General features: G+C 62.2%; 18 protein-coding genes, 1 tRNA gene and 2 pseudogenes. 11 read left to right on the forward strand and 10 right to left on the reverse strand.

Going from position 1 to position 22,325, the window contains the following annotated elements; all coding sequences use genetic code 11:
- The 3 genes and pseudogenes from CWO89_RS49100 to CWO89_RS11550 all read left to right on the forward strand — a co-directional run.
- Positions 1 to 167 (forward strand): annotated as a pseudogene (locus CWO89_RS49100) (enoyl-CoA hydratase); the annotation flags it as partial.
- A 39-nt stretch (positions 168 to 206) separates the two neighbouring features.
- On the forward strand, positions 207 to 1,367 hold the full coding sequence (locus CWO89_RS11545) for an iron-containing alcohol dehydrogenase (RefSeq protein WP_130578738.1): 1,161 nt from the start codon (positions 207 to 209) through the stop codon (positions 1,365 to 1,367).
- A gap of 75 nt (positions 1,368 to 1,442) precedes the next feature.
- The gene (locus CWO89_RS11550; RefSeq protein WP_130578739.1) at positions 1,443 to 2,576 is read left to right on the forward strand and encodes an ROK family protein; all 1,134 of its coding nucleotides are present in this window, start codon (positions 1,443 to 1,445) and stop codon (positions 2,574 to 2,576) included.
- Positions 2,577 to 2,956: 380 nt separating this feature from the next.
- Here the strand turns inward: CWO89_RS11550 and CWO89_RS11555 are convergent, their stop codons facing one another.
- Complete coding sequence (locus tag CWO89_RS11555; protein WP_130578740.1) at positions 2,957 to 3,820, reverse strand: alpha/beta fold hydrolase; 864 nt, start codon at positions 3,818 to 3,820, stop codon at positions 2,957 to 2,959.
- Positions 3,821 to 3,942: 122 nt separating this feature from the next.
- Between CWO89_RS11555 and CWO89_RS11560 the strand changes: the two genes are divergently transcribed.
- Both CWO89_RS11560 and CWO89_RS11565 read left to right on the forward strand, forming a co-directional pair.
- A tRNA-Ser gene (locus CWO89_RS11560) sits at positions 3,943 to 4,032 on the forward strand.
- A gap of 68 nt (positions 4,033 to 4,100) precedes the next feature.
- The gene (locus tag CWO89_RS11565; RefSeq protein WP_130578769.1) at positions 4,101 to 4,442 is read left to right on the forward strand and encodes a tRNA-binding protein; all 342 of its coding nucleotides are present in this window, start codon (positions 4,101 to 4,103) and stop codon (positions 4,440 to 4,442) included.
- A 107-nt stretch (positions 4,443 to 4,549) separates the two neighbouring features.
- On the opposite strand, the gene CWO89_RS11570 is transcribed toward CWO89_RS11565, so the two are convergent.
- The 3 genes from CWO89_RS11570 to CWO89_RS11580 all read right to left on the reverse strand — a co-directional run bounded on the left by CWO89_RS11570 (position 4,550) and on the right by CWO89_RS11580 (position 7,806).
- Positions 4,550 to 5,695, reverse strand: a complete 1,146-nt coding sequence (locus tag CWO89_RS11570; protein ID WP_165421106.1) for a DUF2336 domain-containing protein — start codon at positions 5,693 to 5,695, stop codon at positions 4,550 to 4,552.
- Positions 5,696 to 5,890: 195 nt separating this feature from the next.
- Entirely contained in the window at positions 5,891 to 6,472 is a 582-nt protein-coding gene (locus tag CWO89_RS11575; RefSeq protein WP_130578742.1) for a MarR family winged helix-turn-helix transcriptional regulator, read from the reverse strand.
- 569 nt (positions 6,473 to 7,041) lie between these two features.
- On the reverse strand, positions 7,042 to 7,806 hold the full coding sequence (locus CWO89_RS11580; protein ID WP_130578770.1) for a response regulator transcription factor: 765 nt from the start codon (positions 7,804 to 7,806) through the stop codon (positions 7,042 to 7,044).
- A 1,029-nt stretch (positions 7,807 to 8,835) separates the two neighbouring features.
- On the opposite strand from CWO89_RS11580, the gene CWO89_RS47775 reads away from it, so the two are divergent.
- Entirely contained in the window at positions 8,836 to 9,078 is a 243-nt protein-coding gene (locus CWO89_RS47775) for a GDCCVxC domain-containing (seleno)protein (RefSeq protein WP_130578743.1), read from the forward strand.
- A gap of 140 nt (positions 9,079 to 9,218) precedes the next feature.
- On the opposite strand, the gene CWO89_RS11590 is transcribed toward CWO89_RS47775, so the two are convergent.
- Positions 9,219 to 9,593, reverse strand: coding sequence for a YybH family protein (locus CWO89_RS11590; RefSeq protein WP_165421107.1), 375 nt, complete (start codon positions 9,591 to 9,593; stop codon positions 9,219 to 9,221).
- A 153-nt stretch (positions 9,594 to 9,746) separates the two neighbouring features.
- On the opposite strand from CWO89_RS11590, the gene CWO89_RS11595 reads away from it, so the two are divergent.
- Positions 9,747 to 10,928 (forward strand): acyl-CoA dehydrogenase family protein, encoded by a 1,182-nt coding sequence (locus tag CWO89_RS11595; RefSeq protein WP_165421108.1) that lies wholly within the window; start codon positions 9,747 to 9,749, stop codon positions 10,926 to 10,928.
- A 200-nt stretch (positions 10,929 to 11,128) separates the two neighbouring features.
- Here CWO89_RS11595 and CWO89_RS11600 read toward each other — a convergent pair whose 3' ends face one another.
- From CWO89_RS11600 to CWO89_RS11610, 3 genes are all read right to left on the reverse strand, one after another.
- Entirely contained in the window at positions 11,129 to 12,340 is a 1,212-nt protein-coding gene (locus CWO89_RS11600; protein ID WP_130578746.1) for an ABC transporter substrate-binding protein, read from the reverse strand.
- A gap of 35 nt (positions 12,341 to 12,375) precedes the next feature.
- A complete protein-coding gene (locus CWO89_RS11605) occupies positions 12,376 to 13,902 on the reverse strand; it encodes an acyl-CoA synthetase (protein ID WP_130578747.1) in 1,527 nt (508 codons plus the stop codon).
- 107 nt (positions 13,903 to 14,009) lie between these two features.
- Entirely contained in the window at positions 14,010 to 15,068 is a 1,059-nt protein-coding gene (locus CWO89_RS11610; RefSeq protein ID WP_130578748.1) for an AraC family transcriptional regulator, read from the reverse strand.
- 142 nt (positions 15,069 to 15,210) lie between these two features.
- Here CWO89_RS11610 and CWO89_RS11615 point away from each other — a divergent pair, with 142 nt between their 5' ends.
- The gene (locus tag CWO89_RS11615; protein WP_130578749.1) at positions 15,211 to 16,200 is read left to right on the forward strand and encodes an NADPH:quinone oxidoreductase family protein; all 990 of its coding nucleotides are present in this window, start codon (positions 15,211 to 15,213) and stop codon (positions 16,198 to 16,200) included.
- Positions 16,201 to 16,413: 213 nt separating this feature from the next.
- Complete coding sequence (locus tag CWO89_RS11620; RefSeq protein WP_130578750.1) at positions 16,414 to 17,388, forward strand: quinone oxidoreductase family protein; 975 nt, start codon at positions 16,414 to 16,416, stop codon at positions 17,386 to 17,388.
- Between the two features lie 124 nt (positions 17,389 to 17,512).
- Here CWO89_RS11620 and CWO89_RS11625 read toward each other — a convergent pair.
- A pseudogene (locus CWO89_RS11625) lies at positions 17,513 to 18,407 on the reverse strand (LysR family transcriptional regulator).
- 270 nt (positions 18,408 to 18,677) lie between these two features.
- Between CWO89_RS11625 and CWO89_RS11630 the strand changes: the two are divergent.
- Positions 18,678 to 19,613 (forward strand): ring-cleaving dioxygenase, encoded by a 936-nt coding sequence (locus CWO89_RS11630; RefSeq protein WP_130578751.1) that lies wholly within the window; start codon positions 18,678 to 18,680, stop codon positions 19,611 to 19,613.
- Positions 19,610 to 20,248: an alpha/beta hydrolase gene (locus CWO89_RS11635; protein WP_130578752.1), complete on the forward strand. Its 639-nt coding sequence runs from the start codon at positions 19,610 to 19,612 to the stop codon at positions 20,246 to 20,248. The genes CWO89_RS11630 and CWO89_RS11635 overlap by 4 nt, the downstream gene beginning before the upstream one ends.
- An 18-nt stretch (positions 20,249 to 20,266) precedes the next feature.
- On the opposite strand, the gene CWO89_RS11640 is transcribed toward CWO89_RS11635, so the two are convergent.
- Positions 20,267 to 22,321 (reverse strand): acetoacetate--CoA ligase, encoded by a 2,055-nt coding sequence (locus CWO89_RS11640; RefSeq protein WP_130578753.1) that lies wholly within the window; start codon positions 22,319 to 22,321, stop codon positions 20,267 to 20,269.
- Positions 22,322 to 22,325: the final 4 nt, after the last annotated feature.

Genomic DNA, 22,325 nt, shown 5'->3' on the forward strand with positions numbered 1-22,325 from the left:
CCGGTTCGCTCAGCCTCACCAAGCAGTTGATGCGCGACCATGAGCGGATCGCGGCGCGGATGGCCGAGGAAGGCAGCCTGTTCAAGGAGCGGCTGAAGACGCCGGAAGCACGCGAGGCCTTTGCAGCCTTCGCCGAGCGCAGGCCGCCTGATTTCACCAAGTTCTAGGCCTGACGTCGGTTACATGCCAGATCAAGGGAGCCGAACATGCACAGCGCGGGCAGCTATCAATATCCTTCGATGGATTTCGTCATCTATGGCAAGCCCGCGGCTGAAGCGCTGCGCGAGGAGGCCGAGCGGCTCGGCGCCAAGCGCGTCTATTTGATTGTGAGTCGTACGCTCAACACCACAACCGACGAGATCGAGAAGATCCGCACAGCCCTCGGCAATCGATATGCGTCGACCTTCGACGGCATCCCGCAGCACACCACGCGCGATGTCGTGGTGCAGACCGCAAAGCAAGCCAAGGAAGCGGGCGCCGATCTCGTGGTTGCGATCGGCGGCGGTTCGGTGGTGGATGCCGCCAAGATCGTGCTGATGTGCATGGAGCACGAGATCTTCGATCCTTCTGGGCTCGATGGTTTCGAGACCACGCCCGAGCGCCGCTTCGGCCCGTTCCGCACGCCGAAGGTGCGGATGATCGCGATTCCGAGCACGCTGTCCGGCGGCGAGTACAATTCCGGCACCCTGGTGACCGATACGCGCCGCAAGCTGAAGCAGATATTCAATCACCCGATGATGATGCCGCGCACCATCGTCCTCGATCCCGCCATCACGCGCTACACGCCGGAGAAGCTATGGCTTGGCTCCGGCACCCGCGCGATGGACCACGGTATCGAGGCGATCTGCTCGATCCGCGGCAATGCGCTGGTCGATGCCGTCTGCCTGCAGGGCCTGCGCTATCTCCATGACGGCCTCTCACGCACCAAGGAGAATCCGAACGACGAAGCGGCGCGCACCAATTGCCAGTTGGGCTCCTGGATGTCGGCGTTCGGTCTGCAGGCGCGGGTGCCGATGGGCGCGAGTCACGCGATCGGCCACGTGCTCGGCGGCACCTGCGATGTGCCGCATTATTTCTGCACGGCGGTGATGATGCCGAGCGTGCTGCGCTACAATCGTCCCGCGACCGAGCAGGCGCAGAAATCGATCGCAGCCGCGCTCGGCGCGCCCGAGCTCGATGCCGGCGAGGCCTTCGCCGCCTTCATCGCAAAGCTCGGCCTGCCGCGGCGCCTGGCCGATGTCGGGGTGGGCGAGGACCGCTTCGAGCTGATCGGCAAGAATGCGATGCTGTCGATCTTCACCCGCTCGAATCCGCAGCCGATCCGCGAGCCGGCCGACGTCGTCAGGATTTTGCGGCTTGCGGCCTAAATCTGCCGCGAGCTTGGGCGCAACCAAACCCGTTTCAGGCCGTTATCCCCGGGTTCCAACCGGGGCAAGGATTTCATGGCCGACGAACTGGTATTGACAACGGGGATCGCCCGCCACGGCGCGACGCGTTTGCCGTCGGTCGACGTCGACAGCTTCAACATCGAACTGAAGGACGACGAGGGTTTCCTCGGCGACCGCGCCAGCAAGAGCGCGTTCCGCAAGATTCTCGACCGCTGGCGCAAGCCGTTGCGCAAAACCGGTGAGGACCCGTTCGGCGACGAGCCCTCCGAACAGGTCAACAAGAAGACGCTGGATGCGATGCTGATCGGCGACGACACCGAGGCCTCCGCCGTGGTCCACAGCGCGATCGAGGAGTTCGCGCTGGAACTTGCCTATGTGACGCGGCGTTTCCTCAAGACCAAGGCCTGGGCCAAGACCGAGCGCATCGTGGTCGGCGGCGGCTTCCGTGACTCCAGGCTTGGCGAGCTTGCGATCGCGCGCACCGAGATCATCCTCAAGGACGAGAAGTTCAAGGTTGATCTTCAGCCGATCCGCCATCACCCCGACGAAGCCGGGCTGATCGGCTGCCTGCATCTGGCGCCTTCATGGATCTTCGAAGCTCATGACAGCATCCTGGCGGTCGACATCGGCGGCACCAACATCCGCTGCGGCGTGGTCGAGACGCGCTGGAAGAAGGCGCCGGACCTCTCCAAGGCCACGGTCTGGAAATCCGAGCTTTGGCGCCATGCCGATGAAACCCCGACGCGGGAAGCCGCGGTGGAGCATCTCGTCGAAATGCTGCAGGACCTCATCGCGGAAGCCGAAACCGATGGGCTGAAGCTCGCGCCCTTCATCGGCATCGCCTGTCCCGGCGTGATCGACGAGGACGGCTCGATCGAGAAGGGCGCGCAGAACCTGCCGGGCAATTGGGAGAGCAGCAAGTTCAACCTGCCGGCAAGCCTGGTCGAGGCGATCCCAGCGATCGGCGACCACGACACCGCGATCGTCATGCATAATGACGGCGTGGTGCAAGGGCTTTCCGAAGTCCCCTTCATGCAGGACGTCGAGCGATGGGGCGTGCTGACGATCGGCACCGGCCTCGGCAATGCGCGCTTCACCAACCGCCGCAAGGAGAACGGCAGAGGCGCCAAGAATGGCGAGAAGGACGACAAGGACAACGGCGAGAAGAAAGCGAAGAAGAGCGCGTGACGATGGGCAGATGCATAGGGTGGGCAAAGCGAAGCGAAGCGTGACCACCATCGCGAGCGCGACGCTGGATGGTGGGCACGGCGCAAGAACGCCTTTGCCCACTCTACAGTTTCCGCAGCTTCCCGTTACACCGCCGTCATCTTTCCGTAGGTTTACGGGCGAATTTCCGGAAATCCGGGTGCAGTAAGGTTTAAAGGTTAGGTTAAGGCCGACATTGCGTTGGCTGTTTCCGCGCCCATTGCTACGGTGGCGGCGTCGCTCCGCTGACCGGCGAAGCCGCACTTCCCCGGCCAGCATTTTGATGAGGCGGCACGGGACCGCCAGTTATTTTTGTCGCGTCTGGCGGTCCCACCCACTCTTTCTAACCTGATTCTCCCGCTTCAGATCCATCCGATGCGCGAAAAGAACGTGGAGATCTCAAGGCTTGCGCGATCAGGGGCTTCGCGATGCGGAAAATGTCCGACGCCTTCGAACATTTTCAGATCGAGCTCAGTGAAGGTCGCGCCGAGCCGGTCGGTCCAGGCATAGGGAAACAGCGGATCGTGCTCGGCCCAGCGGATGCAGGTCGGCACGGTGATCGCAGGCAATGAGGGTGCCTCGCCCTGCATCATCTTGACGCGCGCGGCGTGCGCGGCGCGATAATGCGCGAAGCCGCCGGCGAGATTGCCCGCTTTCAGGAAGTTGTCGGTGAAGGCGTCCACCACATCGTCGAACGCATCCTGGCGATGCGACCAGTTTTTCAGGAAATGCCCGATATAGAGGCGGCAGCTCTCGCGCGTCGCGCCGACGAGTTTTGGCGCCATCTCCATCTGGTGGAATGACTGATACCAGATGTGGTTCAGCCTATCCGGCGCCGCCATTCGCGGCCCAATGCCGGGATAGACGAAATCGAACAAGAACAGCCCCGCGATCCGCGCAGGCGCCTTGCGTGCCAAAGGCTGCATCACGGCGCCGCCGACATCATGGCCGACCACGCCGGCCCGCTCGATCCCGAGCGCATCCATCAGCGCCAGCATGTCGTCCGCATGCTGCTCCGGCCCGTACGGGCCGTCCGGCTTGTCGCTGTCGCCGAAGCCGCGCAGGTCGGGGGCGGTCAGCGCAAAACGGTTGGCAAGCCGCGCCATGACCGGCTCCCAGGTCAGCCAGAATTCCGGCCAGCCATGCAGCAACAGCAGGGGCTTTCCGGCCCCGATCCGGGCGACATGGAACGCCGCCCCATTGGCTTTCACCGTCAAATGCTCCATTTCGCCCTCCTTCGGCCGGTTTCGGCGGTGCGGAAATCTTCTCCCGGCGCCTTGTCACCCCCGGCATCCTCGCCTAGAACACGCCCCGACCGCGAGGGTGAGGAATCACCTTTTTGGCACCGGGAGAGGTGGCAGAGTGGTTGAATGCACCGCACTCGAAATGCGGCATAGGTGCAAGCCTATCGGGGGTTCGAATCCCTCCCTCTCCGCCATCAACGGGAACGACTGGGACCCCCTTGCGGGATGCGCGCGGGAAACACCCTTGCCGCGCGAGCTTTACATGACGCAAACGATCGGGATCGACGAGTTCCTGGCCATCGACATCAGGGTTGGCACGATCGTTGACGTGGCTGATTTTCCGGAAGCGCGGAAGTCGGCGTGGAAACTGACGATTGATCTCGGCCCCGAGGTTGGAACGAAGCGGTCCAGCGCGCAGCTTACCGACCTTTATTCCCCTGAGTCATTGATTGGTCGGCAGGTGGCTTGCGTGGTCAATCTGCTGCCGCGCAGGATCGGCCCGTTCCAGTCGGAAGTGCTGACGCTGGGCTTTCCCGATGAACAAGGCCGCGTGGTGCTCGTTGCGCCTGAGCGGCCAGTTCCGAATGGCGGGCGCCTGTTCTAGAGCATGATCCGGAAAAGTGGAGACCGGTTTTCCGAAAAAGATCATGCTCAAACAAAGAGCTAGAGCGGGATGACGATTCGAAGAAAAGTCATCACGCTCTAGCGGACTTATATCATTGCGACCGCCAGGGGCGCGGATTCGCTCGGCGCGATCGGATGGCTTTCGCTTGTGCGCGCGTCACGGCGTGCCTTGTAGAACTCAAGCACACGTCTCGCCGTTCGGAGTTCAAGCCGCTCGAAGCTGTCCCGCGCTTGATCAAGATCGATCTTGCTTAGCCTGCGGTCCGCTACTCTCATCAGCAGCAAAGCCTTGGCCGTTGCCCAGGAACATCCGCCGGCTTTTGCGACAAGTTGCACGGTACCAGGATTGTCATTGAGAACTGCCCGTTCGACCAATTCGATGGGACAGGTTGCAAGGACGGACAACGCCATGACCGCTGTTTCAAAATCCTGCGCTCGGGCGGCGGCGTGAACATCCGCTTCTCCGAGCTCCTTCCAGTATTTGCGGCGCTTTACCTTCTTCTTTGCCCTCGCGTGATCCGGAGACTGATTGCGGACCTCCAGATTTATGTCGTCGATGACCTCCGTCACAGCATCATGCACGGCGTCGGAAAATTGCGGGTTTGCGGCGGCGATCTTGCTGCGCACGGAAGCAGAGGCAGTTTCCATAAGTTTCAGGAAGTGATGTCTGGGGATGTCATGCCGCGTCCCGACATGGAGCGCGAGCTGGGTATCTTCGCTCGATCGAGCGACAAGCTCGCTGAAGCTGCCATCCGAAAAGCGGGCGCCCGGGTTGCTCGCAACCGCATGGACCACGCCGGCTTCGCCGCGCAGAATCAGTAACTCCGTGATCGCCTCGCTGATTGTTCGACGTTGCGCGATTGCGTGAAGGTGGCCCTGACTTTGGGTGCTGGCGCAGGCAACAAGATCGGACTCGCTAAGGGCATCCGACTGACTGAGAACCGGAGCCGCCACGGCAACAGCATCATCCGATGCAAGTGCTCTGACCAACGTTGCCGGCGCATTCGAGTCAGCCGCGAGATGCCGAGCCAGCCTGACGCGGGTCTTCAACTCGATCACGGCAACGAGGGTTTTGAATATCTCGTCAAACAGTTTGATCTGCTGCTTGGAGTAGCGACCAGACCCGGCAAGGAACAAGTCTGTTATGCGGGTGAGAGCCCTTAGCTGCCGTTTCGTCGACCCGGATGTCGTTGTATTTTGCACTTCATTGATTAACGAATAGAACGTCGTCATGATCATGGGTCTCGTCGGCACGTTCGCCTTTGGCGGCGAGGAGTTGATGGTGACGAGCTAACATGCGGGCAATGAAGATTGTTGATTCGAGCTGCCTCATAGATGACTAAAATTGTTTGCATTCCAAGCATCGTCTGGCGGCAGCTCGAGGCTGCGGCGCTCTTCGTTGGCTCTCTCCGCCAACGTCAGATGAATCTATCGCCGGCCGCGTTCGAAGGTCGCGCACAATAGCGCAGTCTCGTCCGCTGTAATCGCTGCGCGAAAGAAGCGACATGTGAATTGTGGGCAGGCGTTGCCTGTCGCGCCGTCGGCACTATTCTCCGTCAAGAACGTGCACTCCCTGCAAATGTCCGCATGATGTCGTTGCTGGGTAATATCCAACCAGTCGAGCACCTGGCGGAGCGCATCGCGAGAGCTGGTCTGGCGATCGACGCTGAGTACGGCTATCGCCTTGACGAGAACATTGACCGGATCATGCCCGAGAAATTTCTCACCCTGCGCGGTCACATACAGGATCACCGAGCGTTTGTCTTCCGCAGCAGGTTTGCGTACCAAGAATCCCTTTCTCTCGAGAACCTTGACGATTTGAGATGCGGTGCCCCTGGTGGTGCCGACAAAAGTGGCCAATGCCGACGGAGTCCGTGAGAACTGGTTCGCGCGAGCAAGAAAACGCAGGGCCATCCATTCGCGATCGCGCAGCCCGTGCCGACTACCTTCGAAGTGCCAAATCCTCGCCGTCTGAACCAATAATTCAACCGTCTCGCGTGCTAACGTCATGATCGACCCAACTCAAAGAATTTGCGAGCAGTTTCGCGGTGCGCACCTCATTAGCGTCCTGATTCGCTAGTCGCTTTGGTTCGAGGCTCAACTCAACTGCATGTCTTTCCGCCCCACTAATGCGTCGGCCATTAAGAAATTGTCTGCTGATCGTTTGAATTCCCTGGCAAGCAACACTGACTTCATTAATCATCCGCCGATTGGACCAGACTACACACCGCAGCAACGCAATCTGGATCGTCAGCGACAACGACATTGTCGCTGTCACAAGCCGAAAGGTTCGGGGAGCATTTGAAGAATGATGTTCACGTTACGGAGCGTCTCCAGAGGATTCGCGCGAGATCGGACAAATCGTGCTGTTCTACGGATGCATTTTCGAAGCAGTACGCGATAAGCGGCGGACCTGCGCGTCGCGCAAACCCGCCGTTCAGTATGGGATGTCTGCGCGTGCTGCGGTGACGGGCAGGGCTTGCGCTAGCTCGTTACCAAATCTGCGCAGACACCACGCGGTCGTTGGTCATACCGCTACTTTCGTGGCGTTACCTGTCCTGAATGATGATCTCGCTCTCTCAAGTGAAGATAGGTCGTAGTCTCGATGGCGCTTGCTTGGCCAGGATGCCAAGGTTTTGGAGATCTCGCGTCGCATCATCTTCGGACGTTCCTGTTGAGGTATCGAGACGGTAGCCGATATACCGCCTGGAGACGATCGGGTCGTAGCCGAGACGGTCGCGCAGCTTCTTGCGCAGTTTGCTTACGTGACTTTCGATCACGTTTTCATCGAACGTTTCCTCAAAGATCCCATAAACCGCATTGAAGATCTGCGTTTTGGTCAGCCATTTCCCTTGCTGACCAACCATGTGTTCCAGGATACGGAGCTCGCGACGCGGCAGCATCATGACGGCTCCTCCAATTTCCGGATCTCTCCCGTCAAAGAAGACCCGAATCGCACTTTGCCTGCCATGGACCGATATTCCGAGACTGCGGCGGGAGATCGCGGCAGTTCTTGCCAGGATCTCGCGTGGGTGGACTGGAATATGGACGACATCATCCACGCCAGCTTCAAAGAGCTCAACCGTGTGCTTAAGCATTCTCTGGTTGCTGAGCGCGATGATCGGCGCACGGCAGCGCTTGCGGACAGTGCGGGGCAAGGTGGCGCGAGTATCACAATCTCCAAGAAGAAAAGCGTCAATGGCCGACAGCTCATCGTCGCCCGCAGATTCCAGCCACTCCAAGAACTCCGTTGGCGAAAATCCAACAGAAGAAATGCCTTCACGATCGAAGCCGCCGATGTAGCCGGTTGCAACGTTCTCTCGATCATCAATGATCACGTACATGCGGTATTTGCCCCCATTCGCCAGGCCTGTTGAAACTTTTTGTAAGGAGTTTTTCGTTCGGCGTGTGCCGGTGGTGATGCTGATAGCGCGGGCACATGCTGCTGCAACTGGCGTGGGCGTAGCCGGATAGAACCAATACACATCTCGCCAGCAATGATCGAAACGCTGCCGTGCGGTCGTTGCACGAAGCAACAAGGCTTGTCCGGTCCAGCAGCCTCCCAGCCCAGAACCAACGGACCATCGAGTGACAGCGCGCAATTTCTAGCTGAGAAACGGCCAAGCCCACGTTGGTCGCAGAAAATGCCCTGCGCAGGCAGTTCGTTCTTTCCGGATGAGTCACTTGCAGATTCAGCCTGTTGTGGCGTGAGCTCAGCGCGTCGTGGATTTAGGTTCTTGAGGTTCAGACTCGACGAGACGCCACAAACGCACACGCACGCAATCGTGAAGGTGCCCCTAAGACATAGGTGGTCACCTCGAATACAGAACGGCTAGCTCAATTGCATCGGAGCGCCCGTTCCCATGTTGAGCGCTCCAAAAATTTGCCGTTCTTTTGTAGAAGCGATGTGAGTCGCTCGTCGTGACGTTGGCAAAATGCAGAAATGCAATCAAGCTTGCGCCGAGAGTAGTTAGTACGCAGAGCGACCATTTGTTTTGAAATCATTGAAGCAATTGGTTTTGATCAATCATTAGATAATTTTGCCGCAATGTTACTTTCGCTCGTGACCTGGAGCCATCGGAAGGCGCGATCATGAATCCCGCCGCGCCAAGATCAAGCATCGTCCATTGCGGCCGGAAAAGGTGACGCTTAGAAGTTGTCGCCACGGGAACCCGCCACGTGGACGACGACCCGGACGTCATCGCTCCGATTAGACGAAATCTAATTGATCGGATTCTGCTCGCGAGAAGCGCGGCCTTGTGGCGCGCCGTCCCTTCCCGCGTCATCCGCAATCTCGTTTTCGTCCCGTGGAAGCCAAATCGGCGCTATACTGCTGGCGCTGATTTCGAGACTACCTCTGGCGGGATGCGGCGATGCAGGACAATTCACTTATTCTGCAATCCATCATCACATGCCCACATTGCGGGCATCGTCAGATGGAAATCATGCCGCTGGATGCCTGCAGGTTCTTCTACGATTGCAAGGCATGCGGTGCTCACCTGAAGCCCAAGCCAAGCGATTGCTGCGTTTTCTGTTCCTATGGGACCGTGCCATGCCCGCCGGTTCAGGCCAACCGTGGAGCATCGACCTGCGCTTGCCCAGCCCGAGAGGACTGAGCAACTGGGGAGATGCCGACCTGTTTCGCGAGTTCCGCGCTAGATCATGATCCGATTAGACGGAATCGGATCATGATCTCATCTCTTTGTTTGAGCATGATCTTTTCGGAAAACCGGTTTCCACTTTTCCGGATCATGCTCTATTCCGTCGGCGGCGGGGCTGGGATGGCCCAGGATGGATCGACGCCGAAGGGATGATCGATGAAGAACGCCCAGGCGCCGTCGGGCAGCCCGCGGTGCACCTCCATGCCGTGATGATGCACATTGATGGCCCTGCCGTCCTTGCCGACGCCGCGGATCAGCCACTGCGATCTGGTCATGGCGAAATCGCCGGCGACGGTGGTGTGGTGGGTGATGACGTCCATGTGCGGGTTCAGGCCGATATAGGCGGCCATGGTCTGGCGGATCGCCTCTGCCCCTCGGGCGATCGTGGTGCCGCCATGGACCTGGTCGACCTGCACGATCGAAACCTCCGGATGGTACATCGCGACAGCGGCGTCAGGCGCGCTTTCCAAACAACGCGGCCTGATCGAGGGACGCGAAGGACGAAGCTGGCAAGGTCTCCTGGCCTGATGCAATCAGCCAACCAGATTGGCTCTCCAAGCCATAATCGCGCTGACGCCGCCGACCTAGTCTCCGGTCTTGCAAACAAGGCTTGGGAGATTGTCGTGGATTTTGAACTGTCCAGGGAACAACGCGACATCAAGGCTCGGGCCGCCGCGTTCGTGGAGGAAGTCTGCCGCCCGCTCGAGGATAGTTGGGGCGTGGACGACTACGCCGTGCCACGCGACATCTTCATGGGCGTGGTGCAGAAATTCCGTGAATACGGTTTCAGGGGATTGGCGGTGCCGAAGGAAGCTGGCGGGCAGGGGCTCGGGACGATTGCGAAGTGCCTGGTCTACGAGGAGATCGTTAAGTCGCCCGTGATGCATGGCCTGCTCGCGACCTGGTCGGGCTTTCTCGATCCGCATCCCGCGCTTTACGTCGCGCCGGATTGGCAGAAGGAAGCGTACCTCTATCCTATCCTCAAAGAGGACAAGTTCTACCACATCAACATCTCGGAGCCGGGAGCGGGCTCCGACGCGGCCGGGATAACGACCACCGCCGTTCGCGACGGCGACAATTACATCATCAACGGCATCAAGCGCTGGGCGCCGCCGCCGAACCATCCGGGCATCACGCCCAAATATCTGCTCTGCTATGCCGTGACCGATCCGAGCAGGGGCTATGAAGGGATCAGCCTGTTCCTGGTCGACTATCCCAATCCCGGCGTGTCGGTGCTGCGCGAATATGAGACCATGGCGCCCGGCACCTATCTCGGCCGGAGCTGCGACTACCAGTACAAGGATTGCGTCGTCCCGGCGAAGAACATGCTCGGTGCGGAAGGCATGGGCTTCCGCTACATGATGGACCAGCTCAACCGCAACCGCACCGTGATCGGCGCGCGCCTGACCGGCACCGCGCGCTGGGCGCAGACGCAGGCCGCAAAACGGGCGCGCGAGCGCGAGACGTTCGGCAAGCCGCTTGCGGAACGGCAGGCCATTCAATGGATGCTCGCGGAATCGGAGATGGATCTCGAGCAGTCGCGGCTGATGGTCTACAAGACCGCCTGGATGCTCGATCGCGGCCTCGATGCGCGCAAGGAAGCCGCGATGGTGAAATGTTTCGCCCCGCTCGCGGCCTGCCGGGTCATCGACCGCGCCATCCAGATCCATGGCGGGCTCGGCGTGCTCAGGGAAAACCGCTTCGGCCAGCTCTATTTCCAGAGCCGCATCGCACAGGTTGCGGAAGGCACCACCGAAGTGATGAAGATGACCATCGCGCGCGAAGTGCTGCGCGAGTGTGAATAGCGCGCGACGAGCCTGGGCCGAAGCGGGCAACGGCGTCTGTTCCCCCTCTCCCCGTTCTTACGGGGAGAGGGTTGGGGTGAGGGGCTGTCTCCGCGAATACGGCGAGAGATACATGCGTGGAGAGCCCCCTCACCCGGAATTCAAGCTTTGCTTGAATTCCGACCTCTCCCCGCAAGAGCGGGGAGAGGTGGTCGCAAGCCTCACTTCTCCGCGTCGATCACCTCGCCGACCGGCTTCCATTTCACGCCGTCGAACTGCATCAGTTGTTCCTGGCTCATCGGCGTGTAGCGCGTCGGGGTGGTGTTGAGCTTGATGCCCGGGAGCATGATCGGGAGGACGAGATCCTTGATGCTGGTCGCCTGCTTCATCAGGTTCTCGCGTGTCAGGTCGTCGCCGCAATTCTTCAAGACGTGAACGAAGGTCTGCGCCGTCGCATAGCCGAACACGTGATAGGTCTCGGACGGGTTGGCTTCGGGCATGTATTGCTTCATGAAGGCGAGATATTCCTTCATGCCGGCATCGTCGGCCCATGCCGCATCGTTCGGATCCTTGCGGAAGGCGACGGTGATGACGCCCTTGGAATTCTCCAGCCCCGCCGGCACCAGCGTGCTGGAGATCGAGCCGGCGGCGTCACTGAGAAGATGCAGCGCATCCCATTTCGTCTCCGCCATCTTCTTGATCGCCTGCGCGGAGAATTTCGGCGTCGAAATGTCGAGGAACACGTCGGCGCCGGTGGCCTTCAGGATCAGGATCTGCGAGTCGATGGTCGGCTCGGCGATCTCGTAGCTGAGCTCCTTGACGATCATCGTGGCGGCCTTGTCGTCAAGCCCGTCGCGAAAGCCCTTGAGGTGATCGCGGCCGAAATCGTCGTTCTGGAACAGCACCGCGACTTTCGCATTGGGCCGCTCCTGGAGGAGATATTTGGCGTAGATCACGCCCTTGGCATGGTTGTTCGGCTGCCAGCCCATCGACCACGGATAAGTCGCAGGCTCGGAGACGCGGTTGGCGCCGGTACCGAGGAACAGGCCCGGCACCTTCTTCGCGTTCAGATATTTCTGTGTGGCGAAGTTGGTCGGCGAGCCGAAGGTGCCGACGATGGCGAGCACCTCCTCGCTTTCGACGAGGCGGCGGGTCTGCTCGACGGCCTTGGGCGGGCTATAACCGTCGTCGAGCGAGACCAGGTTGATCTTGCGGCCATTGACGCCGCCTTCCGCATTCACCTTCTGGAAGTAAGCGGTCATCGCGCGGCCGATCGCCGCGAAGCTCGACGCTGGGCCGCTATAGGGCATGGTCTGACCGATCTTGACCTCGCTATCAGTCACGCCCGGTCCGTAGTTCTTCTCCTGTGCGAATGCGGAGAACGACAATCCTGCCCATGCGATTGCACAGGTCGCCACCATGAGCTTCTTCATGCTCTTTTCCTGTCTTCGTTGTTGATGATCTCTGATCAGGCCGGCTGCAGATAGCGCTGCTTCAGCACGTGCTTGAACAGCTTGCCGTTCTCCTGCCGCGGCAGCTCGGCCTCGAAATCGATCGAGCGTGGGCATTTGACATGCGACAGGCCGTCCCGGCAGAACGCCATCAGGTCGTCCGCAAGCGCCGATGATGCCTTCGACGGCTCCCTGAGCTGCACCACCGCCTTGACCTCCTCGCCATATTCCGGATTGGGAATTCCGAACACGGCGACATCAGCGACATCAGGATGCAGCGCCAGGCGGTTCTCGATCTCGGCGGGATAGATATTGACGCCACCGGAGATGATCATGTGCGAGCGGCGGTCGGTCAGATAGAGATAGCCGTCGTGATCGAGATAGCCGACATCGCCGATGGTCGACCAGCCCTTGGCGTTTCGCGAGCGCGCGGTCTTCTCGGGATCATTGTGATAAACGAATTGCGGGCCGTCGAAATAGACGTCACCGATCTCGCCGGGGCCAAGTTCGTTCTGCGCTTCGTCGAGGATATGGATGGTGCCGACGCAGGCGCGCCCGACCGAGCCGCGGTGCGTCAGCCAGTCAGCGGTCGAGATGCAGGTGGCGCCGTTGCGCTCCGAGCCCGCGTAATATTCCCAGACGATCGGGCCCCACCAATCGATCATCCGCTCCTTGAGCTCGGGCGGACAAGGTGCGGCGGCGTGGATCGCGCAGCGATGCGATGAGAGATCGTAGCGGGCGCGTATCTCGTCCGGCAGCGCGAGCAGGCGGAAGAACATCGTCGGCACCCACTGGCTGTGGGTGATGCGGTAATGCTCGATCGCGGCCAGCGCCTGCTCGGGTACGAACTTCTTCATGATGACTGCAGTGCCGCCGCTCTCCAGCGTGCGCATGGTGAAGCGAAGCGGCGCGCCATGGTACAGCGGTGCCGGAGAGAGATAGACCGTATCCTCCGCGAAGCCGAAATTGTCGCGCACCCAGTCGCCGGATGCCTGGGCCTGGCGGAGATTGGCGAACAGCGGCTGCTTGATGCCTTTGGGCCTGCCGGTCGTGCCTGAGGAATAGAAGAAATCCTTGCCGACGGGCCCGTCGGGAATCTCGATCAGGCGATCGAACCGGGCGAGCTCCGCGGCGTAATCAAAGCTGCCGTCCAACGCGCCGCCCGGCGCGTACACCGCGCACCGGTGCGGATTGTCGGCGAGCAGCGCCTGGACCGCGTCCGCAAAACGCGCGGCTACAAAGAACAGCTTGGCGCCGCTGTCGCGCACGATATAGGCCGCCTCTTCGGGCCTCAGATGCGTGCTGACAGGCGTGTAATAGACGCCGTGGCGTCGCGCGCCCCAGATCAGCTCGAAATAAGTAGGGTCGTTGTCGAGCATGATCGCGATGCCGTCGCCGGCGGCGAGCCCCATCCAGATCAGGAGCTGTGTGACGGCATTGGCGCGGCGGTCGAGCTCGCCATAGGTAATCGCTTGGTCGGAAAAGGCGACGAGCGCGGCGGTCTTGTCGGGATGACGTTCAGCCCATTGGCGCAGGATTGGCATTTCTTCCCCGTGTTGACCGAGAACTCGGCCTTGCGGGGATTATCCGCATCAAGGCTGCATCATTGAATGACCGCGCATGCCAATCCGATTGGCGGAATCCGACTGCGTCACTCTGTCCGGGAGTTGCGGCGCTCGCGGAACTCGCCAGGCGTCACGCCGGTCCAGCGCCTGAACGCGCGATGGAAGGTGCTGAGCTCGGAGAAGCCGAGCGAGACCGCAATTTCTTCCAGCGACAGGCGGGACTTCTGCAGCAGGTGGGTGGCGAGGTCGCGGCGCAGCCGGTCCTTGATTTCCTGAAAGCCGCAGTTCTCTTCTTCGAGCAGGCGGCGGCGCAGCGTCTGCGGCGAGACCGCCAGCATCCCGGCGATGTCCTCGAACGACAGCGGACGCTTGAGGTTGCGGCGGAGAATGCCGCGCACCCGTTCGGCCATGCTGCTGTCGTCGCGGTAGCGCACCAGAAGCGCATTGGGCATCGATGCGAGGAAACGCCGCAGCCGCTCCTCGTCCGGCATGATCGGCAGATCAAGCAACTCAGCGTCGAAGCGAATTTCGGTGCGCGGCTGATCGAACAGCATCGGCGCCCGGTAGAACGGCTCGAGCTCCCCGCTGAACGGTTCTTCCGGGAAGACGTAGTGGACGGTGATCAACGGCAGCCGGCGGCCCACCAGCCAGCACATCAGCCCGTAGGCGAACAGGAGGATCGCGCCATTGACCATGCGCCGCCGGTTCGGCTGGGCGATGGTGTCGGTGACATAGAGCGAGGCGTCATCCGGGCCCTCCGCCAGCCGCACCACGAAATCGTCTGCGACCAGATGATAGAACTGGCAGCCGATCCGGATCGCTTCGCGCAAATTGGCAGAGCGGATCAATAGCCGGCACATCATGCGGAAGGTGCCGGGCTTGATCGGGCGGTTGCACAAAAGCCAGAGCTCGTCGCGCGTCTCCCGGGTCAGGATCGCGATCAGGCGGGCGAACTGGTCCTGCGGCAGCCGGGCGCCCGGCTTCTCGAGCTGCTCCGGCGTGATGCCGGCGCGCGCCAGCAGCCGGTCGATATCGAAGCCGGCCTCACGCACGCCGCTCAGCACGAGGCCGGCATAGCCGGAATCGATCGCTGAACGCGACGGCGCAGCGCGTGATGATCGAAGTGCGGCAGAGGCTCCCGGCATGGCGTGGTCATGTTAGCGCCCGGATTGTTCCGTCGCCACCATTCCTGTGGCAGGCAAGGTCAACGCAACTGATCGTTTTCGTCATTGCGGGTGCGGGACTTCTTTTCATTCTCGCCCGTGTGATTGCCGCCGGAGGACACTGATGCGCGCGTTGATGAGTTGCGAGCCGGGCGGGCCCAAAACCCTGCGGCTGCTCGATGTGCCGGAGCCGGTGCCCGCACCCGGACAGGTGCTGGTGGCGGTGAAGGCGTGCGGCGTGAACTATCCGGACCTTCTCACGATCCAGGATCGCTATCAGGTCAAGACGCCGCGGCCCTTCGCGCCCGGAGCCGAGGTGGCCGGCCTCGTGGCCGCAGTGGGGGAAGGGGTTGTCGCGCTGCGCGTTGGCGATCGGGTCGCGGCGCGGACCGGAACCGGCGGCATGGCGGAGTTCGTCGCCATCGATGCCACGCGCTGCAGCCCAATTCCCGACGGCATGTCGTTCGTCGACGCCGCGGTCATGCAGTTCACCTTCGAGACCGCCTATTACGCGCTGCATACCCGTGCCGGTGTGCGGGCCGGCGAAACCGTGCTGGTGCTGGGCGCAGCAGGAGGCGTCGGCATCGCGGCCGTGCAGGTCGCGCGCAATCTCGGCACCCGCGTCGTCGCCGCGGCATCATCGGACGAGAAGCTCGGCTTCGCTCGGCAGCACGGCGCCGCCGAGGGCGTAATCTATTCGGCTGAGACAACAGGAGATGGTCGTGAGCTCGCGGCGCGGCTGAAGCAGGCGGTCGGGTCGCGTGGTGCCGATGTGATCATCGATCCCGTCGGCGGCTGGCTCCCGGAAGCCGCCATTCGCTGCATCGCAGAGGGCGGGCGCTATCTCGTGCTCGGCTTCACCGCCGGCATTCCGTCATTGCCGCTCAACCTTCCTCTGCTGAAGAATTGCGATGTGCTCGGGATCAACTGGCGCACGTTCACGCTGTCACAGGATGCACGCCTCGCCGAGAATCGGCGTGCGCTCCAGGCCTGGTATTCGCAAGGCATGCTGTCATCAGGTATCAGCGCCGAATTCCCGCTCCAGGGGGGCGGCAAGGCGATCCAGCACCTCGCCGACCGGCGCGCCCTCGGCAAGGTCGTCGTGGTGATCTGAGTGCGCGCGTCCTCGCTCCAGGCGGGAGGTCGTCACCCGGCCCGATCTGCGCGATCGGAAATTCTGCAATGCACCTGGGCCCTCACGGCAAGATGACCGTGGGCGCCGCTTGCCGCCGTGCGGCACGCTGATATGGTCTGCGGCCGGCGAAATGGATTGCATTCGCCTGCTTTCGCCGAAATTCATAGTCATCCCGCGCTGCAGGAGTTTCTCATGACACACGCGTTTCGCTTCCATCAGGCCGGCGGTCCCGAGGTTCTGAAATGGGAAGAGGTCAAGCTCGGCAAGCCTGGTCCCGGCGAAGCGCGGATCCGTCACACGGCAGTCGGCCTGAACTTCGTCGATATCTATAACCGCGCAGGCGTCTACGGCGTGCCGCTGCCGAGTGGTCTTGGCAGTGAAGGTGCTGGAATCGTCGAGGAAGTCGGGTCCGGCGTCACCGACCTCAAGCCGGGCGATCGCGTCGCCTATGGCAACTCGCCGCTCGGCGCCTATGCCGAGGAGCGGCTGATCCCGGCCGACCGTCTGCTCAAATTGCCCGACGGCATCGATGACAAGACCGCGGCGGCGATGATGCTCAAGGGCCTTACGGTGCAGTACCTCATTCGCCAGACTTATCGCGTCAAGAGCGGGGACACGATCCTGCTGCATGCCGCGGCCGGCGGCGTCGGCCTGATCCTCGGCCAATGGGCGAAACATCTCGGCGCCACCGTGATCGGCACGGTCTCCACCGACGAGAAGGCAAAGCTCGCGAAAGCCCATGGCACTGCGCACACCATCGTCTACACGCGCGAGGATTTCGTCGCTCGCGTCAAGGAGATCACCGGAGGCAATCTGGTGCCTGTTGTCTACGACTCCGTCGGCAAGGACACCTTCCTGAAATCGCTGGATTGCCTGGCGCCGCTCGGCGTCGCGGTGCTGTTCGGCCAGTCCTCCGGCAGCATCGAGCCGCTCAACCTCGGCCTCCTGGCACAGAAGGGCTCGCTGTACGTGACCCGCCCGACGCTGAACACCTATGGCGCCAAGCGCGAGAACCTGGTGGCGATGGCGAACGAACTGTTCGACGTGGTGAAATCAGGCGCGGTCAAGATCGAGATCAACCAGACCTATCCGCTCAAGGACGCCGCCAAGGCACACGCCGATCTCGCCGCCCGCAAGACCACGGGATCCACGGTGTTCCTGGTGTGAGTGCGCTCAGTGTCGTAGCCCGGGTGGAGCCGCAGGCGTAACCCGGGACCGCTCTCAAACGCGGACATGGATGTCCCGGGTTGCGCTTCGCTCCACCCGGGCTACGGAACTACGGAACGACGCACTAATCCGTCCCGGCCCCAAAACGCTCGACCAGGAAGTCGATGAACAGCCGCACCTTCACTGAGAGGTGGCGGGTCGGAGGGTAGATCGCATAGAGCGTCAGCGGTGGTGCGTGATAGTCCGCGAGGATGGTCTTCAGCGCTCCGGTGTGGAGCGCATCGCCGGCGATGAAGGTCGGGATCAGCGCAATCCCGTGGCCCTTCGTGGCGACGTCGCGCAGCACCTCTGCGTTGTTCGCGCATAGCGACCAGGATGGCTGGATCCAGTGATCGCCATCCGCACCCGTCAGCTTCCATTGGTTGCCGGTCAGCAGGAAGCCATAGGTCAGCGCAGCATGCTCGCGAAGATCGCGCGGATGGGCCGGCGTGCCCTGCTTGGCTAGGTAGTCCGGCGAAGCGCAAACGACACGGTCGATCGGCGCGATCCTGCGCGCGATCAGGCTCGATGATTCCAGCTCCGCGATCCGTAACGTGACGTCGAAGCCGTCCTGCACGGGGTCGAGCAGGTCGTCGCTCAGGACGAGCTGAAGCTGGATCTTCGGATATTTCCCCATGAAGTCCGCGACCGCCGGGCCGAGCCGCAGCGTGCCGAACGACATCGGCGCGTTGACGCGAAGCAGTCCGTGCGGCGTCGATTGCGCCTGCGACACCGCCTGATCCGCCGCGTCGAGTTCGGACAGGATCGAGAGCGCGCGCTCGAAATACATCTGGCCGCTCTCATTGGCGCTGACATGGCGGGTGGTGCGGTTGAGGAGCTGCACGCCCAAACTCTCTTCGAGCTCGGCCACATACTTGCTGACCGCGGAGCGGGAGAGCCGAAAGCTGCCGGCCGGCCTCGGCGAAACTGCCGGTCTCCACGACCTTCACGAACGCCCGCAGGCTCGCAACCTTGTCCATCTTGCCTCCGGCTCATTTCACCCGTCATTGCGAGGAGCGTAGCGACGAAGCAATCCATGGCTCCGCACGCGGCGAGGTGGATTGCTTCGCGGAGCCTGTCATCGGGCGGCGCTACGCGCCGACCCGGTGGCTCGCAATGACCATGCGATCGGGATTGTCCTCAAATCGTAGACAGTGGCGCCATGAAAGCATGGATTGTTCTCAGAACATAGCGGGCCAATATTGCCAACAACGAGCCCGATCGGCTCCCGAGTTAATCAGGAGAGACCAATGTCTGGCATCCATCATGTCACCGCCATCGCCGGCAACCCGCTGAAGAATTTCGATTTCTACACGCGCTACCTCGGCCTGCGGTTCGTCAAGAAGACCGTCAATTTCGACGACCCCACGACCTATCATTTCTATTACGGCGACGCGGTCGGCCATCCCGGCACCATCCTGACGTTCTTCCCCTGGGAAGGCGCGCCCGCCGGCCGCCGTGGTGTCGGCGAGACCCATCAGACCGCCTTCCGCGTGCCGGCGCGCTCGCTCGGCTATTGGGTGCAGCGCTTCGTCGAGAAGGGCATCCCCCATCAGCCGCTGGAGAAGCGCTTTGGTGAGTCGGTCCTGCCGTTCACCGATCCCGATGGCATGGCGCTCGCGCTGGTCGGCATTCCCGGCGCGGAAGACGAGTCGGCCTGGAGCAATGGGGATGTGCCTGCTGAGCACGCCATCCGCGGCTTCCACGGCGTGACCTTGCTGCTCGAGACTGCCGAGAAGACCGCCGCCATCCTCACCGATGTGCTCGGCTTCCGCGAGGTCGCGCGCGAGGGTTCGGTGATCCGCTTCGCTGCTCCCGGTGACGTCAAGGGAAGCATCGTCGACATCTACGAGGCCAAGGGCTTCCTGCGCGGTCGCCAGGGCGTCGGCTCCGTGCATCACATCGCGTTCCGCGCGGCTGATGATGTCGAGCAGGGCCAGATGGCGCAGAAGCTGGTCTCGGCCCACGGCCTGCATCCGACCGAGCAGAAGGATCGGAATTACTTCCGCTCGATCTATTTCCGCGAGCCCGGCGGCGTGCTGTTCGAGATCGCGACCGACATTCCGGGCTTTGCGGTCGACGAACCCGTAGAGAGCCTCGGCCACACCTTGAAGCTGCCGGCGTTCCTCGAGCGGCATCGCAAGGAGATCGAAAGCGTGCTGCCTGATTTGGGAGAAGTCGCATGACGAACGAGACACCCTTTGTCTATCGCTTCGTGCCGGCGGAAGGGGCGGGTGCTCCGCCCCTTCTGCTGCTCCACGGCACCGGCGGCGATGAGAACGATTTGCTCGATCTCGGACGGATGCTGTCGCCGGATTCAGCGTTGTTGTCGCCGCGCGGCCGCGTGCTGGAGAACGGGATGCCGCGCTTCTTCCGCCGTCTTGCGGAGGGAGTGTTCGATGAGGACGACGTTCGGCGGCGCGCCGTCGAACTGGCCGACTTCGTCGACGCGACACGCCGGCGTCTCGGCATCGGCGCGCCGGTGGCGGTGGGCTATTCCAACGGCGCCAACATCGCCGCGGCCATGATGCTGCTTCGCCCCGGCACGCTTTCGGGCGCGGCGCTGTTGCGCGCGATGGTGCCGCTGTCCGATCCACCGCCCGCTCAATTGGGTGGCATGCCGGTGCTGATCGCCTCAGGACAGATGGACCCGATCGTGCCGAGCTCCAACTCGGCGAAACTCGCGGAGATGCTGCTCGACGCCGGCGCCGACGTCACGTACCGCACCCTGCCGGTCGGCCATCAACTCTCGCAGGCGGACCTCGTGCTCACGCGCGAGTGGCTGGAGCGGGTGAAGAAGCGGACGGTTCAGTCCGCGTAAGAATGCAGGCGTCGCGCCTCACGCGGCGCCCGCATTCTTTTGCAGATAGTCGTCGGCAAAGGCGAGATACCACTCCAAGCATCCCGGATTGGCCATCGCGTCCTTGTTGATGACCTTCTCGATCGGGTGGCCGAGCAGGAGCTTCTTGATCGGCAGCTCCTGCTTCTTGCCCGATAGCGTGCGCGGAATTTCGGGCACCTGGAAGATCTCGTTGGGAAGGAAGCGGCGGGACAGGCCGGCTTCGATTGCCTTGTTGATCCGTGTCTTCATCGCCTCGTCGAGCGCGATGCCATCGCGCAGCACCACGAACAGCGGCATGTAGCTTTCGCGCCCGAGATATTCGAGATCGATGACCATCGAATCCAGGATCTCCGGCAGTGCCTCGATCGCCGAGTAGAGTTCGCTCGTCCCCATGCGCAGGCCGTGCCGGTTGATGGTGGCATCGCTCCGGCCATAGATCACGCAGGAACCGTCGGCGGCGACCTTGAGCCAGTCGCCATGCCGCCACACCGGACCGCGTCCGCTGCCGTCGAAATCATCCGGATAGGTCTCGAAATAGCTGGCGCGGTAGCGCGCACCATCAGGATCGTTCCAGAAGCGCAGCGGCATCGACGGCAACGGCTCGGTGCAGACGAGCTCGCCGACCTCGTCGATCACGGCGCGGCCCTGTTCGTTGAAAGCCTCCACGGCGCAGCCCAATATCCGGCATTGCATCGTGCCCGGCGTCTGCGGCAATTCCCTGTTGCCGCCGATGAAGGCGCCGGCAAAGTCGGTGCCGCCGGAAATGTTCGCCCACCACATGTCCGCCTGTGCGGCGTTGCCGTTGATCTTTGAGAGCGCGGCGAAGCGCTCATTGAACCAGGCCTGCGTGTCGGCGCTCAGCGGCGAACCGGTCGAGCCGAGCGCGCGCAGGCGCGAGAGGTCGCCGACGGCAGCGAGATCGATCTCCGCTTTCGTGCAATTGGCAAAGAACGCCGCGCCGGCGCCGAACACCGTCACCTTGGCGTCGGCCACGAAACGCCACAGCGTGGTCCAATCCGGCTTATCCTTTGATCCGCCGGGGCTGCCGTCGAAGATGCAGCAGGTGGTGCCGCCCAGAAGCCCGTTGACCTGGCAGTTCCACATGATCCAGCCGGTCGAGCTGTACCAATGGAAGCGTTCGCCAAACGAGTTCGGCTGGTAGCTGCAGCCGATGTCGTTGTGCAGCGTGTTCAGCGGCAGCACCACGATGATGATGCCGCCATGGCTGTGCACGATCGGCTTCGGCAAGCCGGTGGTGCCGCTGGAATAGACGATCCAAAGCGGATGATCGAACGGCAGCCACACCGGCTCGAACGCATCGATCGCAGGACTGCGGCGGGCGAAGATCGCCGATAATAGCGGATCGGCGGTCTCGGCGCCCTCCGCGTCGCTGTGCCGAATGAAGTGCTTGACCGTCGGCAGCGAGCGCCGGAGCTCGTCGACCACGGCGCGGCGGTCATGTCGCCGGCCGGCATAGGTGACGGCGTCGCAGGCGATCAGCACTTTCGGCTCGATCTGCTTGAAGCGATCGATCACCGCCGGCGCCGCCATGTCGGGCGCACAGACGCTCCAGATCGCGCCGAGGCTCGCGGTGGCGAGGAAGGCGATGATGGTCTCAGGAATATTAGGCAGATAGGCCGCGACGCGGTCGCCGGGCTCGACGCCTTTCTCCCGCAAGTGAACCGCCAGCGCGGCCGCCTGTCGCCGCAATTCGGGCCAGCTCGTTTCCTTCAGCACGCCATCTTCGCCGCTGCTCACGATCGCCGGCAGGCGCGCGGCATCGGCGGCTTCGACGTGCCGGAACACCTGCTGGGCGTAGTTGACGGAGGCGCCGGGAAACCAGACCGCGCCCGGCATCTTCCGCTCCGCCAGCACCGTGCGGTGCGGCGTCGGCGAGCGCAGGTCGAAATAGTCCCAGATGCTCTGCCAGTAGACGTCGATGTCGCGCACCGACCACTGACGCATGTCCTCAAAACTGGAAAAGCTCAGGCCGCGCTGCTCCTCGAGCCAGCGGCGATAAAGGGCGATCTGCGGAACGTAAGGTGCGGTCATTGCT

Origin of the sequence: Bradyrhizobium sp. Leo170 (assembly GCF_004296405.1) — a bacterium.
Lineage (GTDB): Bacteria > Pseudomonadota > Alphaproteobacteria > Rhizobiales > Xanthobacteraceae > Bradyrhizobium.